This window comes from Mucilaginibacter boryungensis (genome assembly GCF_015221995.1).
Lineage (GTDB): Bacteria > Bacteroidota > Bacteroidia > Sphingobacteriales > Sphingobacteriaceae > Mucilaginibacter > Mucilaginibacter boryungensis.
Genome location: NZ_JADFFM010000001.1, coordinates 1,080,391 through 1,096,274 on the forward strand (window position 1 = coordinate 1,080,391; position 15,884 = coordinate 1,096,274).

Annotated in this window: 13 protein-coding genes; 8 read left to right on the plus strand and 5 right to left on the minus strand. The window is 43.3% G+C overall.

The window, feature by feature from the left end; genetic code table 11:
- Nucleotides 1-56 precede the first annotated feature (56 nt).
- Nucleotides 57-263, minus strand: a complete 207-nt coding sequence (locus IRJ18_RS04640; protein ID WP_194105033.1) for a hypothetical protein — start codon at nucleotides 261-263, stop codon at nucleotides 57-59.
- A gap of 128 nt (nucleotides 264-391) precedes the next feature.
- Here IRJ18_RS04640 and IRJ18_RS04645 point away from each other — a divergent pair, with 128 nt between their 5' ends.
- The 3 genes from IRJ18_RS04645 to IRJ18_RS04655 all read left to right on the plus strand — a co-directional run bounded on the left by IRJ18_RS04645 (nucleotide 392) and on the right by IRJ18_RS04655 (nucleotide 3,944).
- A complete protein-coding gene (locus IRJ18_RS04645) occupies nucleotides 392-790 on the plus strand; it encodes a BlaI/MecI/CopY family transcriptional regulator (RefSeq protein ID WP_228072553.1) in 399 nt (132 codons plus the stop codon).
- 19 nt (nucleotides 791-809) lie between these two features.
- The gene (locus IRJ18_RS04650) at nucleotides 810-2,552 is read left to right on the plus strand and encodes a M56 family metallopeptidase (RefSeq protein ID WP_194105034.1); all 1,743 of its coding nucleotides are present in this window, start codon (nucleotides 810-812) and stop codon (nucleotides 2,550-2,552) included.
- A gap of 93 nt (nucleotides 2,553-2,645) precedes the next feature.
- Nucleotides 2,646-3,944: an amidohydrolase family protein gene (locus IRJ18_RS04655; RefSeq protein ID WP_194105035.1), complete on the plus strand. Its 1,299-nt coding sequence runs from the start codon at nucleotides 2,646-2,648 to the stop codon at nucleotides 3,942-3,944.
- Nucleotides 3,945-4,057: 113 nt separating this feature from the next.
- Here the strand turns inward: IRJ18_RS04655 and IRJ18_RS04660 are convergent, their stop codons facing one another.
- Entirely contained in the window at nucleotides 4,058-5,053 is a 996-nt protein-coding gene (locus IRJ18_RS04660) for a fumarylacetoacetate hydrolase family protein (protein WP_194105036.1), read from the minus strand.
- 647 nt (nucleotides 5,054-5,700) lie between these two features.
- Between IRJ18_RS04660 and IRJ18_RS04665 the strand changes: the two genes are divergently transcribed.
- From IRJ18_RS04665 to IRJ18_RS04680, 4 genes are all read left to right on the plus strand, one after another.
- A complete protein-coding gene (locus IRJ18_RS04665) occupies nucleotides 5,701-6,909 on the plus strand; it encodes a homogentisate 1,2-dioxygenase (RefSeq protein ID WP_194105037.1) in 1,209 nt (402 codons plus the stop codon).
- A 40-nt stretch (nucleotides 6,910-6,949) separates the two neighbouring features.
- A complete protein-coding gene (gene hppD, locus IRJ18_RS04670; RefSeq protein ID WP_194105038.1) occupies nucleotides 6,950-8,074 on the plus strand; it encodes a 4-hydroxyphenylpyruvate dioxygenase in 1,125 nt (374 codons plus the stop codon).
- Between the two features lie 140 nt (nucleotides 8,075-8,214).
- On the plus strand, nucleotides 8,215-8,853 hold the full coding sequence (locus tag IRJ18_RS04675; protein WP_194105039.1) for a hypothetical protein: 639 nt from the start codon (nucleotides 8,215-8,217) through the stop codon (nucleotides 8,851-8,853).
- Between the two features lie 15 nt (nucleotides 8,854-8,868).
- Nucleotides 8,869-9,522, plus strand: coding sequence for a DNA alkylation repair protein (locus IRJ18_RS04680; protein ID WP_194105040.1), 654 nt, complete (start codon nucleotides 8,869-8,871; stop codon nucleotides 9,520-9,522).
- 32 nt (nucleotides 9,523-9,554) lie between these two features.
- Here the strand turns inward: IRJ18_RS04680 and IRJ18_RS04685 are convergent, their stop codons facing one another.
- Both IRJ18_RS04685 and queA read right to left on the minus strand, forming a co-directional pair.
- Complete coding sequence (locus IRJ18_RS04685) at nucleotides 9,555-10,256, minus strand: 2-C-methyl-D-erythritol 4-phosphate cytidylyltransferase (RefSeq protein WP_194105041.1); 702 nt, start codon at nucleotides 10,254-10,256, stop codon at nucleotides 9,555-9,557.
- Between the two features lie 150 nt (nucleotides 10,257-10,406).
- The gene (queA, locus tag IRJ18_RS04690; protein ID WP_194105042.1) at nucleotides 10,407-11,456 is read right to left on the minus strand and encodes a tRNA preQ1(34) S-adenosylmethionine ribosyltransferase-isomerase QueA; all 1,050 of its coding nucleotides are present in this window, start codon (nucleotides 11,454-11,456) and stop codon (nucleotides 10,407-10,409) included.
- Between the two features lie 161 nt (nucleotides 11,457-11,617).
- Here queA and IRJ18_RS04695 point away from each other — a divergent pair, with 161 nt between their 5' ends.
- Nucleotides 11,618-12,865 carry an ABC transporter permease gene (locus tag IRJ18_RS04695; RefSeq protein WP_194105043.1) on the plus strand — a complete coding sequence of 416 codons (1,248 nt, stop codon included), beginning with the start codon at nucleotides 11,618-11,620 and terminating at the stop codon, nucleotides 12,863-12,865.
- Here IRJ18_RS04695 and IRJ18_RS04700 read toward each other — a convergent pair.
- Nucleotides 12,862-15,879 carry a PAS domain S-box protein gene (locus tag IRJ18_RS04700; protein WP_194105044.1) on the minus strand — a complete coding sequence of 1,006 codons (3,018 nt, stop codon included), beginning with the start codon at nucleotides 15,877-15,879 and terminating at the stop codon, nucleotides 12,862-12,864. The two genes, IRJ18_RS04695 and IRJ18_RS04700, sit on opposite strands and share 4 nt — an antisense overlap.
- Between the last annotated feature and the right edge of the window lie 5 nt (nucleotides 15,880-15,884).

A 15,884-nucleotide genomic window follows, 5' to 3' on the forward strand; every position in this document is an offset into this window, starting at 1 on the left:
AGGCTAAATCTACAAATCAAATGCAATGCCGAAACAAGTTCGGCATGACGTAAGGATTACACGTCCTTCGGCGGGTTCTTTATTGGTTTAACCGGCTGCTCCTCGTTCTCATATCGCCTGGCAATGTTTTCCTGTTCAGGTTCGTCGGCATGATATTGTTTATCCCGGCGTTTTACTACGCTTTTGTGGCCTTCATCAGTAGGCCTGTCGGTAGGTGTATCTGCTGGCGATGGTTTGTCGTGATCGTTTGCTGGCTTTGTCATGGTGAAATAACAGCTGCATTTTAGAAAAGGTTTTCGGATAGTGGGATACTAATAAATTTTTAGAAATATTTGGAAGTTACGATTTGTATCGTATCTTTGATTTAACCTACGTTGTTTATCGTATCTTAATGATGGAAAAAGAAAACAAAACTGAAGATAACGTGCCTACCAGGGCCGAACTGGAAGCACTAAAAATATTATGGGCACATGGCCCCTCAACTGTACGTTTTGTACACGATATGCTTACCCGTGACACAAAAACTGTACGTTACACATCAACTTTAAAAATGATGCAGTTAATGACCGAGAAAGGTATGGTAAAACGTGACGAGAGCAGGATGACGCATGTGTACTATCCTTTGCTGGAAGAAAAGCAAACCATGGGTACCATAGCCGAGCGCTTTGTACAAAGTATGTATAATGGTTCTATCAGCAATTTGCTGGTAGCTTTTATGAATAACAAACCGTCGTCAGCAAAAGAACTGGAGCAGGTGAAAGAGCTGTTGAAAAAATTAGACCAGGAGTAAACTACTAATCAGGATTATTATGGAGATCATCAACTTAAAACAATTATTTGCCGGCCCGGTAGTGAATGCGCTGTGCCATACGTTATTCCATTCGTTATGGCAGGGGGTAATATTTGCCGCTGTTGCGGGTTTGGTGGTAATATTCACGCGTCAATCGGGCCCGATTTTAAGGTACAGGCTACTAATTATATTGTTCCTGCTGATGATAGGCACATCGGTGATCACCTTTATTTACCAGTTGCAATGGTTCAGGCAATTAACTTTAGCAGATGTGCATAATTCCGGCAACATCACACAAGCAAGCTATCCGGTTTATCACACTTCACCGGTCGGCACTTACCCTGTAGCCACACGGCAATTTAGTGTTTGGCTGTCGGCATTTCTTTCCAGGTATGCTTTTCAGATAACCGTGCTGTGGCTGATAGTTTTAATGGCAAAAACCGTGCGGATGGTTAGTGTTTTAACGTATACCCGTTATTGTGTTAAGCGCGATTCAAAACTGGTTTCAGCTTATTGGAGTAACCGGATACAGTGGTTTTGCCGCCAGCTGCAAATTAATCGTAAGGTTAAAGTAATGGAATCGGCGTTTATAAAAGTACCGGTTGTGTTTGGGCATTTGAAACCGGTGATATTTATTCCGCTTGGCTTGCTGGGCCAATTGCCGCCCGGTCAGATAGAAGCTATTTTATTGCACGAACTGGCCCATATCCGCCGCGCTGATTACCTGGTTAACCTGCTGCAAAACATAGCCGAAAGCATCTTCTTCTTTAGTCCCGCCGTGCTTTGGTTATCGGCGCTGATAAGGGACGAGCGCGAAAATTGCTGCGACGATGCCGCCGTAGCCCAAACCAGCAACAAAAAGCAATATATAGAAGCGCTGATCAGTTTTCGTGAGTTTTCACTCAACAGTCGGCCACGGTACGTTGTAGCATTCGCAGGGAAAAAAGGTAGTTTGCTTAGCCGCGTAACCCGAATGGTGCACAACAATAACCACGGCTTGAATACTACCGAAAAAAGTTCGCTGGTAGGCGCATGTATTATTGCCTTACTGTTGGCCATATTTGCCACACCTGCAAGCAGCCTGGCGGTAAAACGTTTTACTAAGCACTTGAAAGAGGAAGTAATAGCTGTTAAACAACCTGTAAAAACATCAGCCACCAGGGTTATTAATAAAATTGATAAACCGATAGCACCAAGTCACGCTGATAGTAAAATGCCGGTAGATACCTTGCAAAAGCAGGAAGATGCACCGGCCATACAAGTAGCTGAAAATGACGAGCCAGTACCTAATAATGATGTTTTGGTACAACAGCCGGATACTACTCCTGTAAACCCGTATTATAAAAAACATAAAGCGCTGTCGTTAAACAACGGCGAGCTGGTGGCGACCACGTATAAGAAAGGGAAAGGAGAGGGGAATATAACACAATTAGAGCTTGGCCGTCGTAAAAAATCGCCGCCAAAAGGTTTTCCGCTACCGGAAGTTATCGCCCACATATCCGATTATTTGTTTGATCACGGTATTATTACCGACAGGGAAAACTTGTCTTTCAAATTAACCAACGCCGGGCTAACAGTAAATGGTGTAAAACAATCCGATGAACTGGCTCAAACCATGGCTAACCGGTATTTTAATGAGTTCCCTTCTCCGGTAGGCGAGCAAGGCAGAAGCGACCCTAATTTTGGAATAGTTTATAACGCCCAAACAGGAAGCATGGGTTTCGGAATAATGCGTCATGAAAAGAAGCCGGTAGCGCAGTAATAGTCATCGTACATATTAAAAACCAATATTTAAAAATGCCTGTCGCATTTTTCAGGAACCCTTTTGTCTAAAATTTAAAAAAACCTATAACTCATGATAAAGAAAACATTGTTAATAGCAGCCCTGACGGTGCCTTTTATGGCCTTAGCCCAGCAGGGGAAATTATGGCTTATTAAAACTGGTAAGCTGTTTGATAGCGAAACCGCGCAGTTTAAACCCAGTATGGATATTCTTGTAAAGAACGGCCGTATAGAAGATGTAAAGCCTGACGTGCTGGTAACAGCGGCCGAAAAGAAACAATATGCACTTATCGATCTGACAAAATATACGGTTTTGCCCGGCCTGATAGACGTGCATACGCATTTACTCTATAAAGAAACGCTGGAGAACACGGTTGACCTGGTAAGGCATTTAACTATGGAGGGTGACGTTTATCGGGCTTTGTATGGGGCAGCACGTGCTAAAGGCTACCTGGAAGCGGGCATCACATCAGTTCAGGATTTGGGCAACTCGGGCCAATATGCAGATATGGCCCTTAGGCAAGCTATTGGCGAAGGTTTGTTACCCGGACCCCGCATGAATTGCTCCGGACCAGGGCTGGCTGCCGCGGGGGCGCAAATGCCGGGTGTAAACTTTCAGTCGCAGCGTATTATTGATGGTGAATATCGTATCGTATCGGGGGTGGATGATGCCGTGCAAGCCGTGCGCGAACATGTAAACCAGGGTGTCAACGTAATTAAACTTTATGCCGATAATGCCCCTAATAAAACAATGCTGAGCATTGAAGAAATGCGTGCTGTAGTAAACGAAGCCCACCGCTATAAGATAAGGGTTACGGCCCATGCCACTTTCGATCTGTCTATACATAATGCTGTAATAGCGGGGGTAGACTGTATTGAACATGGATATAGCGTATCAGACAGTACCTTGCAATTAATGGCCAAAAAACATGTGATGTTAGTACCTACCGACGGCGATAGGTACGGCTTGGCCAGCTTATTGAAATCGCCTACTGGCGATACTACAGGTGTGGGGGCACGAATAGCCCTGATACAGAGAAGGAAGACCGATCGCTTGCAACGAGCAATAAAGGCAGGCGTTACTATAGCCTACGGGTCTGATGACTATGCAGATACAAAAATGTCCTACGGCGAACCGTCAAAACGCAACCTGATCGGACTTTATGAAAAAGGAGTGCCTATCCCGCAGGTTTTACAAATAGCTACCCTTAATTCGGCCAAAGAGCTTAACCGCGGTAACCAAATTGGCATATTGAAAAAAGGTTACCTGGCAGATATTATTGCAGTTGATAATAACGTTGACAAAGACATCAGCGCCGTGCTAAAAGTGCCGTTTGTGATGAAAAATGGTGAAGTGTATGTAAATAAATAAAGCCCCAGCGGTAGGGGCACTATAACCATGTCATTTCGAACGAGGTACAAAGAGAAATCTTCTACGTGCAGCCAATCGCTTGTATAAGATTTCTCATTACGTTCGAAATGACATCATTTTTTCAAGCTTAAAATCGAAAAATCGCTTTTACTTTTCACAATAACATTGCTCAACACGCCTAAGCCGGTAATATCAATTTCTACCAGGTCGCCGGGTTGTAGCCATTGGCATTGGTAGTTAGGGTCGTTCAGTAATCCTGTGCCGTTTAGTTCCAGGAAGCAACCCGTGCCAACCGTGCCCGAGCCTATTACATCGCCCGGCAAAATATCACAGCCATAGGCGCAACGCTCAATAATCTCGGCAAAGGTCCAATCCATATCTGCCATATTTCCTGCCGATACTCTTTTGCCATTTATAGAGCAGTGCATTTCTAAGTTGTAACTATTGCCGGTGTGGCCATTTTTAGCCGGTACTTTATATTGTTCCAGTTCATCGGGTGTAACCAGCCACGGGCCAATTGCCGTACTAAAATCCTTACCTTTAGCCGGGCCAAGGTTTAGCAGCATTTCTTCCATTTGCAGGGTGCGGGCGCTCATATCGTTCATAATCATGTAGCCGGCAATGTAGCTGTCTGCCTCGGCCGCGGTAATGTTGCGTCCCTTTTTGCCTATCACTACAGCTACTTCCAGTTCAAAATCCAGCTTCTGGAAATGATCGGGCATGCATTCAATTTCGCCAACGCCTTGTATAGCGTTGTGGTTGGTAAAGTAAAAGATAGGGTACTGGTCAAACTCGGCAATCATATCTACCTTACGGTTGCGCCTGGCCGCCGCCACATGCTGACGAAAAGCATAGCCGTCCCTGCACGATGTTGGGTGGGGTACGGGTGCCAGCAGTTCAAAAAATAGTTCCTCTTTAGCCTGTAACTTGCCTGAAATAATATCCGCGTTAATTTTTTTAGCGCGTTCCATTAACTCATCACCACCCTGTAAAAAAGCGTTCATTTCGTCGGGGATCAACTTATCGCACGAGTTTAGGTTATAGATGTGCTTATTGGCGTAAATGCCTAAATGTTCGCGGTCTTCGGTTTTATAGGATACTAATTTCATAGTTTCAATGGTTTTTATCAGTAGTTGAAAAATATCGTTTCGTGTACATCAGATAGAGAATTGAAGTGAACAGTGTAGCAATAACCAAGTCTAATATTAGATAAAGGAATGAAAAATAATGACTAATTGGATGTGTTGGGAGTTTAACGCTATATGATTCGTAAAAATGAAACGGCACCCCCATTACGGTATGTCCAATGGGTTCGTATCGGGTTTGGGCCCCATAAACATTTATAAAAAAGATACCAATTATTGTAAAAAGCATTAGGCTAATTTTGTTTTTCATTGTATTGGGGGTATTGAGTGGTTGATCAAAGCTAAACATTTTATAATACAGCACATCAAATTATTATGCTTGCATATTAAATTTATATAGTTTAATTTTGAATATGATCACTCGCATTGTACAAGGTTTTTATACGTCTATGGGGTTAACCTCCATGAGCGGCGCAGCCTTGTTCCGTCACGCCATGCTTTCCAAGATCATCCTTGCGCAGTATTAAGTTTTCTGTTGGAAGTTTTTAATGCTGGAAGGTTGTAATGTATGCAACCGCCGGCATCAAAACCAATACTTCCCCCGCTTGTTTACCTGTTACCAATCAGAGCTTTACAACGTTCAAAACTTTACAACATTAAAACTAAACACCATGCCAATCTACCATACATTAGGCCAAATTCCGCATAAAAGGCACACGGTTTTCCGTAAGCCCGATGGCGGTTTATATGCCGAAGAACTGGTATCAACCGAGGGCTTTTCCAGTCTGTATTCGCTGGTTTACCATTGCTATCCGCCCACTATTGTAAAGACACTGGGTGAGCCATATTCGGTAGAGCCCAAAATTGCCCGGGCCAAACACCTGAAGCATACCAGCCTGATAGGGTTCAACATAAAACCTGCGGATGATTATCTGGAAAGCCGCAAAGCGGTACTGGTAAATAACGACCTGCATATCTCGCTGGCGGCCCCGCGCAAAAGCATGACTGATTACTTTTTCAAAAATGCCCAGGCCGATGAGGTGATCTTTATCCATGTTGGTTCCGGGACTTTGAAAACCGGGTTTGGCGAAATCAAATTTGCCTACGGCGATTACCTGGTGATACCGCGCGGTACTATTTATCAGCTGGAATTTGATACCGAGGATAACCGCTTGTTTATTGTAGAAAGCTTTGGGCCTATACGCACACCAAAACGCTACCGTAACCAATTTGGTCAGCTGATGGAGCATTCCCCGTATTGCGAGCGCGATATAAAACGCCCAACCAACCTGCAAACGCACGATGAAAAAGGCGATTTTAAAATACTGATAAAAAAACAAGGCTTAATTTATCCCTACATATACGGTACCCACCCGTTCGATTTCATCGGCTGGGATGGCTTCCATTATCCATGGGGATTTTCCATACACGATTTTGAACCAATAACCGGGCGTTTGCATCAACCGCCACCAGTGCACCAAACCTTCGACGGGCACAATTTTGTGCTTTGCAGCTTTGTGCCACGCAAGTTTGATTATCACCCCGATTCTATCCCGGCACCATACAACCATAGCAATGTGGATAGCGACGAAGTGTTGTATTATGTAGATGGCGATTTTATGAGCCGTAAAAACGTAGTGAAAGGACAAATCACCCTGCATCCGGCCGGCATACCACATGGTCCGCATCCAGGGTCGGTAGAAAAATCGATAGGTAAAGAAGCGACGGAGGAATTGGCCGTAATGATAGACCCGTTCCATCCGCTGCAGCTAACGGAAGACGCGGTGAATATAGAGGATGGTAACTACTACCATTCGTGGGCAGAAGATATCTTCCCGAATTCGGGGCTGGAGGGTAAACTTCCCGAAACAACGGAATAACCTTTTACATCTTAGATGGAAGGACTTAAAAAACTAAAAAATGGACACACTGATAGCAGAAAAAAAAACACAAACCACCGATTTTTTACCGTTGAACGGTACTGATTATGTGGAATTTTATGTTGGTAATGCCAAGCAGGCGGCCCACTTTTATAAAACAGCATTCGGCTTCCAAAACCTCGCTTATGCCGGGCCGGAAACCGGGGTGCGCGATAGGGCATCGTACGTGCTGCAGCAAGGCAAAATAAGGCTGGTGTTAACTACGCCTTTGCACTCAGACCACCCAATTGCCGAGCATATTAAAAAGCATGGCGATGGCGTAAAAGTACTGGCAATTTGGGTTGATGATGCGTATAGCGCTTTTGAGCAAACCACCATCAGGGGGGCAATCCCATACCAGCAGCCGCAAACGCTGACCGACGAATACGGTGAAGTGCGCACCAGCGGCATAAAATTATACGGCGAAACCGTGCACCTGTTCATCGAACGGAAAAAGTATAATGGCGTGTTCCTACCCGGATATCAAAAACTGGAAAATAACTATAACCCTACAGATACCGGTTTGCTTTATGTTGACCATTGCGTAGGCAACGTAGGCTGGCACAAAATGAACGAGTGGGTAAATTTTTATGAAGAAGTGATGGGTTTTAAAAACATCCTGACCTTTGATGATAAGATGATATCGACCGAATATTCGGCGCTGATGAGCAAGGTTATGAGCAACGGCAACGGTTACGTAAAGTTCCCGATAAATGAACCTGCTGAAGGCAAAAAGAAAAGCCAGATTGAAGAATACCTGGAGTTTTACGAGGGTGAAGGCGTGCAGCACCTGGCGTTAGCTACGCATGATATAGTAAAAACGGTAACCGATCTGCAAAACCGCGGGGTTGAGTTTTTAACCGTTCCAACTACTTATTATGATGAACTGGAAGGCCGCGTAGGTAAGATAGATGAGGACATTGAGCCGCTTAAACAATTAGGCATTTTAGTTGATCGCGACGACGAAGGTTACCTGCTGCAGATATTCACTAAGCCGGTAGAAGACAGGCCGACGGTTTTCTTCGAGATCATACAGCGCAAAGGCGCCCGTTCATTCGGTGCGGGTAATTTTAAGGCGCTGTTTGAAGCTATTGAACGCGAACAGGAACTAAGGGGCAACCTTTAAAAAGAAACTATTAACTGATCTATATCTTAAGCTGGGCGGCGACGCCCAGCTTTTACACTGGAATTATTAACTGATCAAATATATCTGAAGAGCCGGGCTTGCCCGGCTTTTTTTTATATTTGAATATCACAGTTATGAATATGAAAAACTTTACCCTTTGTTTAATACTTATCGCTATTGTTAGCGTGGGCTGCAAAAAATCAACCTTTGTACCCGATCCTTTAGATGGCGATTTGCCTGCATATACAGAAAGTGGCAACAACACTGCCGGGGCCTACGTTAATGGCGATCCATGGGTAGATAAAGCATCGGTAGGTATGGAATTTCATACTAATGAAGCCTTATACATAGCAAATGTCAATACCGCCGGTGTCGACTCTACAGTGTTTTATTTTAACGGCACTATTGACAAAGGGGCATTGATCAATACATCCGTATACATTAATGTTGTAGTAAAAGGGTTATCTCTTTCCACCCCCGACGATCTTATCAGGTTAAATGATAAAAAGATAGTGCTTGATGGTATTAGAAATTATGTGATTATTAACGCAAGTACAATTTCCACTTATTACACCGTCCCTAAATTGGAAATGAATAAAAAGGGGACAGGTGAATTCTATATTAAGCGCACACAAGTTGAGTCCCATGCTACCTTGGGAGGTAACGGCCCAACGCACCCAATAATATTATCCGGAACGTTTAATTTTGATATTGGCACTACAAAAATTACATCGGGAAGGTTTGATATTTATTTCATGCGACCTTTCGGGCAATATTAAATCTAACATGTTCAAATGACCCTCGCCGAAACCCTCGATCATCTTAAACAAAAAGCCTCTGCCCGGCACCATGAAGGTATGGCCCGTTTTGGCATAGATAGCAGCAAGGCCCTTGGTGTTAAAATGCCTGATGTAAGGGCGTTAGGAAAGACGATTAAAAAAGATCACCAGTTGGCTATACAGTTATGGGATTCGGAAGTACACGAGGCGCGAATATTAGCCTCGCTTATTGCCGACCCGGCGCAGGTTACCCCACAGTTAATTGATAAATGGGTGCACCAGTTCACCACCTGGGATATTTGCGACCAGGCTTGCGGCAACTTGTTCGACAGGACGCCATTTGCGCTGGAGAAATCACTGGAGTATTGCGAGTCGGAACAGGAGTTTGTAAAACGTGCAGGCTTTGTGCTGATGGCCGAATATGCCGTTCATCATAAAAAAGCTACAGACGACGTTTTTCTAAAGATGCTACCTATTATAGAGCGTGAAGCCTGGGACGACCGTAACTTTGTAAAAAAGGCCATAAACTGGGCATTGCGGCAGATTGGTAAGCGCAACACATTGCTGCGCCGCGCCGCTATACAATGTGCCGAAAGGATATTAGCGCAAGACACCAAAGCTGCTAAATGGATAGCTAAAGATGCCTTAAAGGAATTAGAGAGGAAATAATGCTTTGGACGATAAGTAATTAGAAAATAGAGTTATTGCCTCATTTTCAGCAACATTTCTGCAATGGCAATATCTTCAGGAAAAGTTATCTTGATGTTTTGATAATTTCCCTCTACCAGATGGATGACATTACCGTCAGCTTCGGCTACGCTGGCGTCATCAGTGAAACCATTATTAAATGGCTGTAGGTAGGCTTTCTTTAACAAATTGGCCTTAAATGTTTGCGGGGTTTGTACCAGGTAAATTTCATCGCGCAGCAAACTTTCAGATTTTCCGTTGCGCAGGCTGCGGACGGAATCCCTGCTTTTTACGGCCACAATAGCGTTGCTGTACTCATTGGCTTGCTTATAAGCATTGTCAATAATTTCAACACTTGTTAATGGTCTCACCGCGTCTTGCACGGCCACCAGGCTATCGTCATTAACCAAAGCCAGGCCATTCTTTACTGACTGGAAACGGGTTTCGCCGCCATCGGTTAACCTATGCGGTATGTTGAAGTTATGTGTATCGCAAAGTTCTTTCCAGTAGGTATGAAAATTAGGATGCATCACCACAATAATTTCCGGCTGATAAGATGATGCCCTAAAAGCCTCAACCGTATACATTAACACCGGTTTGCCATTCAGCAACAAGAACTGCTTGGGTACGATGGCTTGCATGCGCGTACCAGACCCGCCGGCGACGATGATGGCGTATGATTTCGGATTTCGGATGTTCGATTTCGGATTCTCCATGTTTATTGTGCCGAATTTACATCAAAAAAAATGTCATTTCGAACGTAGTGAGAAATCTTATACATTTTGCTTATCGCATGCAGAAGATCTCTCTCGTTGGTCGAAATGACAAACTTTATAAATCCGAAATCGAAAATTCGATATCCGAAATTAGATGATCAGCATGGCATCGCCATAGCTGTAAAAACGATATTTCTCCTTAATAGCTACTTCGTAAGCGTTCATTACATTCTCATAACCGCCAAAAGCACTGATCATCATCAACAGGGTCGATTCCGGTGTGTGGAAGTTAGTGATCATCGAGTTAGCGATACTGAAATCATACGGCGGGAAAATGAACTTGCTTGTCCAGTCGTTAACTGGCTTCAAGGTTTTATTGGCCGATACTGCAGATTCTATAGCGCGCATGGATGTTGTACCCACAGCGCAAATGCGTCGTTTATTTTCAATGGCACGGTTAACAATATCCGCTTGTTTTTGCTCGATAATGATTTGCTCCGAATCCATTTTGTGCTTGGTCAAATCCTCCACTTCAACCGGGCGGAAGGTACCTAAACCAACATGCAGGGTAACCTCGGCAAACTCAATGCCTTTCAGTTCAAGGCGTTTCATTAGTTCGCGGCTAAAGTGCAGCCCGGCAGTAGGTGCAGCCACGGCGCCTTCATGCTTGGCAAAAATAGTTTGGTAGCGCTCTTTATCTTCGGCAGTAGCTTTACGTTTAATGTATTTTGGCAGTGGTGTCTCGCCCAATATTTCAATATTACGGCGAAACTCTTCGTCGGTGCCATCAAATAAGAAACGGATGGTGCGGCCGCGTGAAGTAGTGTTATCTACCACCTCTGCAATCAGCAGGTCGTCATCACCAAAATACAGCTTATTACCAACACGTATTTTACGGGCCGGGTCAACCAGTACATCCCATAAGCGTAATTCCTTGTTTAGTTCGCGCAGCAAAAATACTTCAATGGTAGCACCTGTTTTTTCTTTATTACCGTACATACGGGCCGGGAAAACCTTGGTGTTGTTAAGGATCATTACATCCTTGTCATCAAAATAATCCAAAACATCTCTGAATATTTTATGCTCAATTTTACCCGAGTCTTTGTGCAAAACCATTAACCGTGCTTCATCACGCGCACCGGCCGGACTATGTGCTATAAGCGATTCTGGTAAGTTGAATTTAAATTGAGATAATTTCATGTGTGTTATTTAAATATAAAAAATTTAGCGGGCAAATGTATGAATTTTTCACTAATATTAAACGGATAAACCCCGTGTTTGTGTGGCATTTAGGGCATAATAAATAAAATTAAAAAAAGCTGTAACCAAACCAACCATTTAGTGTCTAAATTAAACACAGCATGATATTTTTAAAACTCTTTAGGGAAAGCTTTTTGTTTGCGTACGACGCGTTACGGCAAAATAAGCTGCGCACCATGTTATCCCTGTTAGGGGTAACCATTGGTATTTTCACCATTATAGCTGTTTTTTCGGCTGTTGATACTTTGCACGCCAACTTAAACAGCAGTGTAGATAAACTGGGAAGTAACAGTATTTACATACAAAAAATGCCGTGGATAATGAATGGCGATTACCCCTGGTGGAAATACATGCAGCGCCCTATGCCCAACCTGCGCGATTATGATAAACTTAAAGACCGCACGCAAACTGCCGTTGGGGTAACTTACCAGATATATATTGATAACCGCACCGTTAAGTATGGAAGCAACTTTGTAGAGAACGTACGCATTAGCGCCGCATCATACGATTATTATTTAACCCGTAATTTTGACTTACAAGCCGGACGTTATTTTACCGAAAATGAATCGCGCACGGGGGCGGCTGTGGTGATTATAGGGGCTGATGTGGCTACGGGTTTATTCCCTAATCTTGATCCGGTGGGCAAGCGTATAAAAGTGATGGGCCGTTATGAAACCGTAATTGGTGTTTTTGCTAAAGAGGGTGAGAATATGTTAGGGGTGACCAGCGACCAACTAATAGTGATGCCGGTAAACTTTGCCCGCAATATTATAGACATCCAGGGTGATAGGTACAATGCGCAAATTGTGGTGAAAGGCCGTGAAGGCATAAGCGAGAGCGGCGTAGAAAGCGAATTGAAAGGCGTAATGCGTTCTATACGGATGCTGAAGCCGGGCCAGGATGATAATTTTGCCCTAAATAAATCGACCATATTAACCGATGGCTTTAACCAGCTATTCGGCATTGTTGACATTGCCGGTTGGATCATAGGTGGCTTTTCTATATTGGTAGGCGGCTTTGGTATTGCCAACATTATGTTTGTATCGGTAAAAGAACGTACAAATATTATCGGTATCCAAAAATCATTGGGTGCAAAAAACTATTTTATATTACTGCAATTTTTAATTGAGGCTATTGTACTTTGCTTAATGGGCGGGCTCATTGGGCTGGGGACGGTTTACCTGGGTACCTATCTGGTAAAATGGATATGGGATATTGCCATTGTGCTTGATATACACAACATTATTGTCGGTATCAGCATATCGGTTATTATTGGTATGATATCGGGCATAATACCCGCCTGGTTTGCCAGCAAGCTTGACCCGGTAGAAGCGATAAGGACTAATTAATTCAGCATCGCTTTGTAATGCTTTGAAACTTTTTCAAAAAGGATCTCAGGCATAAAGGGTTTGGTCAGGTAATCGTCCATTCCGCAGTTGCGGGCTTTGGCGAAGGTTTCGGGCATTGCATCGGCCGTAAGGGCTATAATAGGAAGCTTCGGGCGTTTTTGTTTAATCACCTTTGTGGCTTCAAAGCCATCCATCACAGGCATTTGAAGGTCCATAATAATCAGGTCATAATCGTTATCGGCTGCTAATTCCGTAGCCACCAGGCCATTGTTGGCCTCGGTAATGGTCACATTCCATCTATTAAGGAAACGGCTGGCTATCAAAATATTCATTTTGTTATCGTCAACCACTAAAACACGCATTCCGGCCAGGTTACCTTCCTGCATTTTCTGGGCAGGGTTAAGTGCAGGGGCACTAATGGGCGCAGCAGTATATTCAAACTCAATTGTAAAATTAAACTGGGTGCCTTTACCCAAAATACTGCTTGCGTTTATCTGGCTGCCGTGCAATTCAACCAACCGCTTAATAATAGCTAAGCCTAAGCCTGTACCGCCATAATTTTGGCGCTGGGTTTCCTGTACAAACGGCTCAAACATTTTTTCAAGATTTTTTGGATCGATACCAATACCTGTATCAGCCACGGTAAAGTTTAGTTTAATGCGTTTGCTATCGCGTGTTTCCTCGCGTATCAATACAGTAATATTACCCTTATGGGTAAACTTAATGGCATTACTTAGCAGGTTATTCAATATTTGGCTAATACGTATCGGGTCGCCAATTAATTGTTTTGGAATAAGTTCATCAACCTCAACAATAATTTCCAGTTTCTTCTCCATCGCTTTTGCCTGGAACGATTGCCTGATATTATTGGCTAAATCACGAATGTTTAATGGCGCTTTATTCAGTTCCAGCTTACCTGCTTCGATCTTATTATAGTCGAGTATATCATCTATGATCCCGAGCAGGTTCTCGCCCGAGAATTTTAGATTGTTCAGGTAAACAAGCTGATCAGGCCGCGGATTTTCCTCAAGTAGTAAATTGGTAGTTCCAATAACCGCGTTCATGGGCGTCCGTATCTCGTGACTCATGGTGGATAGGAAATCCGATTTAAACGATGATGCTTTTTCCGCTTCTTCTTTGGCGGTTATCAGTTTTTGTCTGTCTTTTTGCTGGTCTGTTACATCTTCGCCAATACTGGTGGTTTGTTTAACATGCCCTGCCTCGTCGTATATAATTGTATTTTGCCAGCTAATTACGCGCTGATCGCCGTTACGGCAAATTACAGGGTTAACATAACTCGATTTAATATGACGATCTTGATACCAGCTTTTAAATACATTTTTCAGGTCCGATGGCACAAATCTATCATACCAGTTAAGTCCGATAAGTTGGTCCTGATGATAGCCTAGCAAGTTGGCCAGATATTTATTGCAAAAAATAATATTACCGTTTTTGTCTAATGATAGGGCTGCAAGTTTAATGGTTTCCAGCACCAGTTTATAGTTGTCTTCGGTTTGCCTGATATTTAGTTCGGCTAATTTGCGGTCGCTAATATCCTGCAAGGTTCCAATAACACTGCGGGGCTTTCCGTTTTCGTCCTCTATTATTTTGGTAATGATCAGGTTAAGATATTTTATTTTGCCTTTTGGCGTAATTATCCGGTATTCATAGGATGTGCGGCGCATATTAACCGGGTTTTTTAGGAACCCAATTAAAATAGCCTTATCATCCGGGTGAACATATTTTAGCAACAGCCTGAAATGGCTGTTATTGGTTTCTATAGATTTTGGATCAACTTCGAAAATGTGGAATACTTCGTCAGACCATGAAATAGTTGGGCGGCCCAGGTACCATTTCCAGTTGCCAATTTTGGCTATGGTTTGAGCCTCCAGTAGTTCGGCCTGGCTTTTTTTAATGCTACGCTCAATCGTCCTGCTTTCGGTAATATCCTGTATGATGCCGGTAACTTTTACAATATTACCTTTCTCATCTCTAATAGGTTCGCCCCTTACAATACGGAAATAGCGGCTGTTGCCATTACTTGTTAAAATCCTGTGGTGATTGTCATGATGATTAATGCCGGCGATATCCGAAAAAAATTGATAGACCGACCGCCGGTCTTCAGCCTGTACCTGCGAAACATAATACTCAAAATGACTGGTTCCCTTAGGTAAAGCGGTTATGCCAAGCAGGTTATATAAGTTATCAGACCACGTGGTTTGTTTCGATCGCAAATCGTACATCCAACTACCCATACATGCCAGCTTTTGCGCATTTAGCAGCAGTTGCTGTTTTTCTTTTAATATGAGGGACTGTTTTTTCTTTTCACTAATATCAGTAACCAATAAGGTAGTGCGCCGTGTAAAATTTCCCCGTTCATCAAGCACGGGACTAATATGTGCCTGAAGCCATTTGCCCGACCCCAAAGGCAGTTGAAATTCAATAATGGTAGATTTCCTGTTGGCGGCCACAAAATCAAAGGCTTCGTTTATAACTTTAGCATTTGCAGGTACCATTGTTTCCGTGATGGCCTTACCACGGTATGTCTCCACATCTGCAATAATGTTTTGGCTTTTATTATACCACAGGTTTATGCAAACTTTATTTTCGTCGTACTCAAAAATAATATCCGATAATGAATTAAGCAGGGCATTAGTATTAGTCCTTTCAGCTAACATATCTGCTGATTGATAAGTTTCCCGGCTCAGCATTTCAGCAGGCAGGGAAGGAGGCGGGGTTGTAGTAACAGGTGTTTGTTTAACCGCAAGAGTTTCAAGGTCAAGATCAGGTTCAGGAGAAGGGGCAGTTGCCGTAAACTTAATTACGGGTTGTTGTTTTAAGTCTGTATCAGGCTCTTCAGTGTTATCGTACAAAGCTTCTTCGTGTAACCGGTTCAGTTTTTTATAAAGCAAAAATGCTGCCGCAAATACCAACAGCAACGCAAAGCCGGCCAGCATTAGCTGATTGACAGACAATTCCTGACGTATTAATAAATAAGTTCCTTTAATAAACATTAAGC

What these genes read in the sequence shown, in the direction of transcription:
- IRJ18_RS04640 (WP_194105033.1), bottom strand. Translation starts at nt 263, where the DNA reads ATGACAAAGCCAGCAAACGATCACGACAAACCATCGCCAGCAGATACA.
- IRJ18_RS04700 (WP_194105044.1), bottom strand. Translation starts at nt 15,879, where the DNA reads ATGTTTATTAAAGGAACTTATTTATTAATACGTCAGGAATTGTCTGTC.
- IRJ18_RS04680 (WP_194105040.1), top strand. Translation starts at nt 8,869, where the DNA reads ATGACCCTCGCCGAAACCCTCGATCATCTTAAACAAAAAGCCTCTGCC.
- IRJ18_RS04665 (WP_194105037.1), top strand. Translation starts at nt 5,701, where the DNA reads ATGCCAATCTACCATACATTAGGCCAAATTCCGCATAAAAGGCACACG.
- IRJ18_RS04645 (WP_228072553.1), top strand. Translation starts at nt 392, where the DNA reads ATGATGGAAAAAGAAAACAAAACTGAAGATAACGTGCCTACCAGGGCC.
- IRJ18_RS04650 (WP_194105034.1), top strand. Translation starts at nt 810, where the DNA reads ATGGAGATCATCAACTTAAAACAATTATTTGCCGGCCCGGTAGTGAAT.
- hppD (WP_194105038.1), top strand. Translation starts at nt 6,950, where the DNA reads ATGGACACACTGATAGCAGAAAAAAAAACACAAACCACCGATTTTTTA.
- IRJ18_RS04685 (WP_194105041.1), bottom strand. Translation starts at nt 10,256, where the DNA reads ATGGAGAATCCGAAATCGAACATCCGAAATCCGAAATCATACGCCATC.
- IRJ18_RS04675 (WP_194105039.1), top strand. Translation starts at nt 8,215, where the DNA reads ATGAAAAACTTTACCCTTTGTTTAATACTTATCGCTATTGTTAGCGTG.
- IRJ18_RS04655 (WP_194105035.1), top strand. Translation starts at nt 2,646, where the DNA reads ATGATAAAGAAAACATTGTTAATAGCAGCCCTGACGGTGCCTTTTATG.
- IRJ18_RS04695 (WP_194105043.1), top strand. Translation starts at nt 11,618, where the DNA reads ATGATATTTTTAAAACTCTTTAGGGAAAGCTTTTTGTTTGCGTACGAC.
- IRJ18_RS04660 (WP_194105036.1), bottom strand. Translation starts at nt 5,053, where the DNA reads ATGAAATTAGTATCCTATAAAACCGAAGACCGCGAACATTTAGGCATT.
- queA (WP_194105042.1), bottom strand. Translation starts at nt 11,456, where the DNA reads ATGAAATTATCTCAATTTAAATTCAACTTACCAGAATCGCTTATAGCA.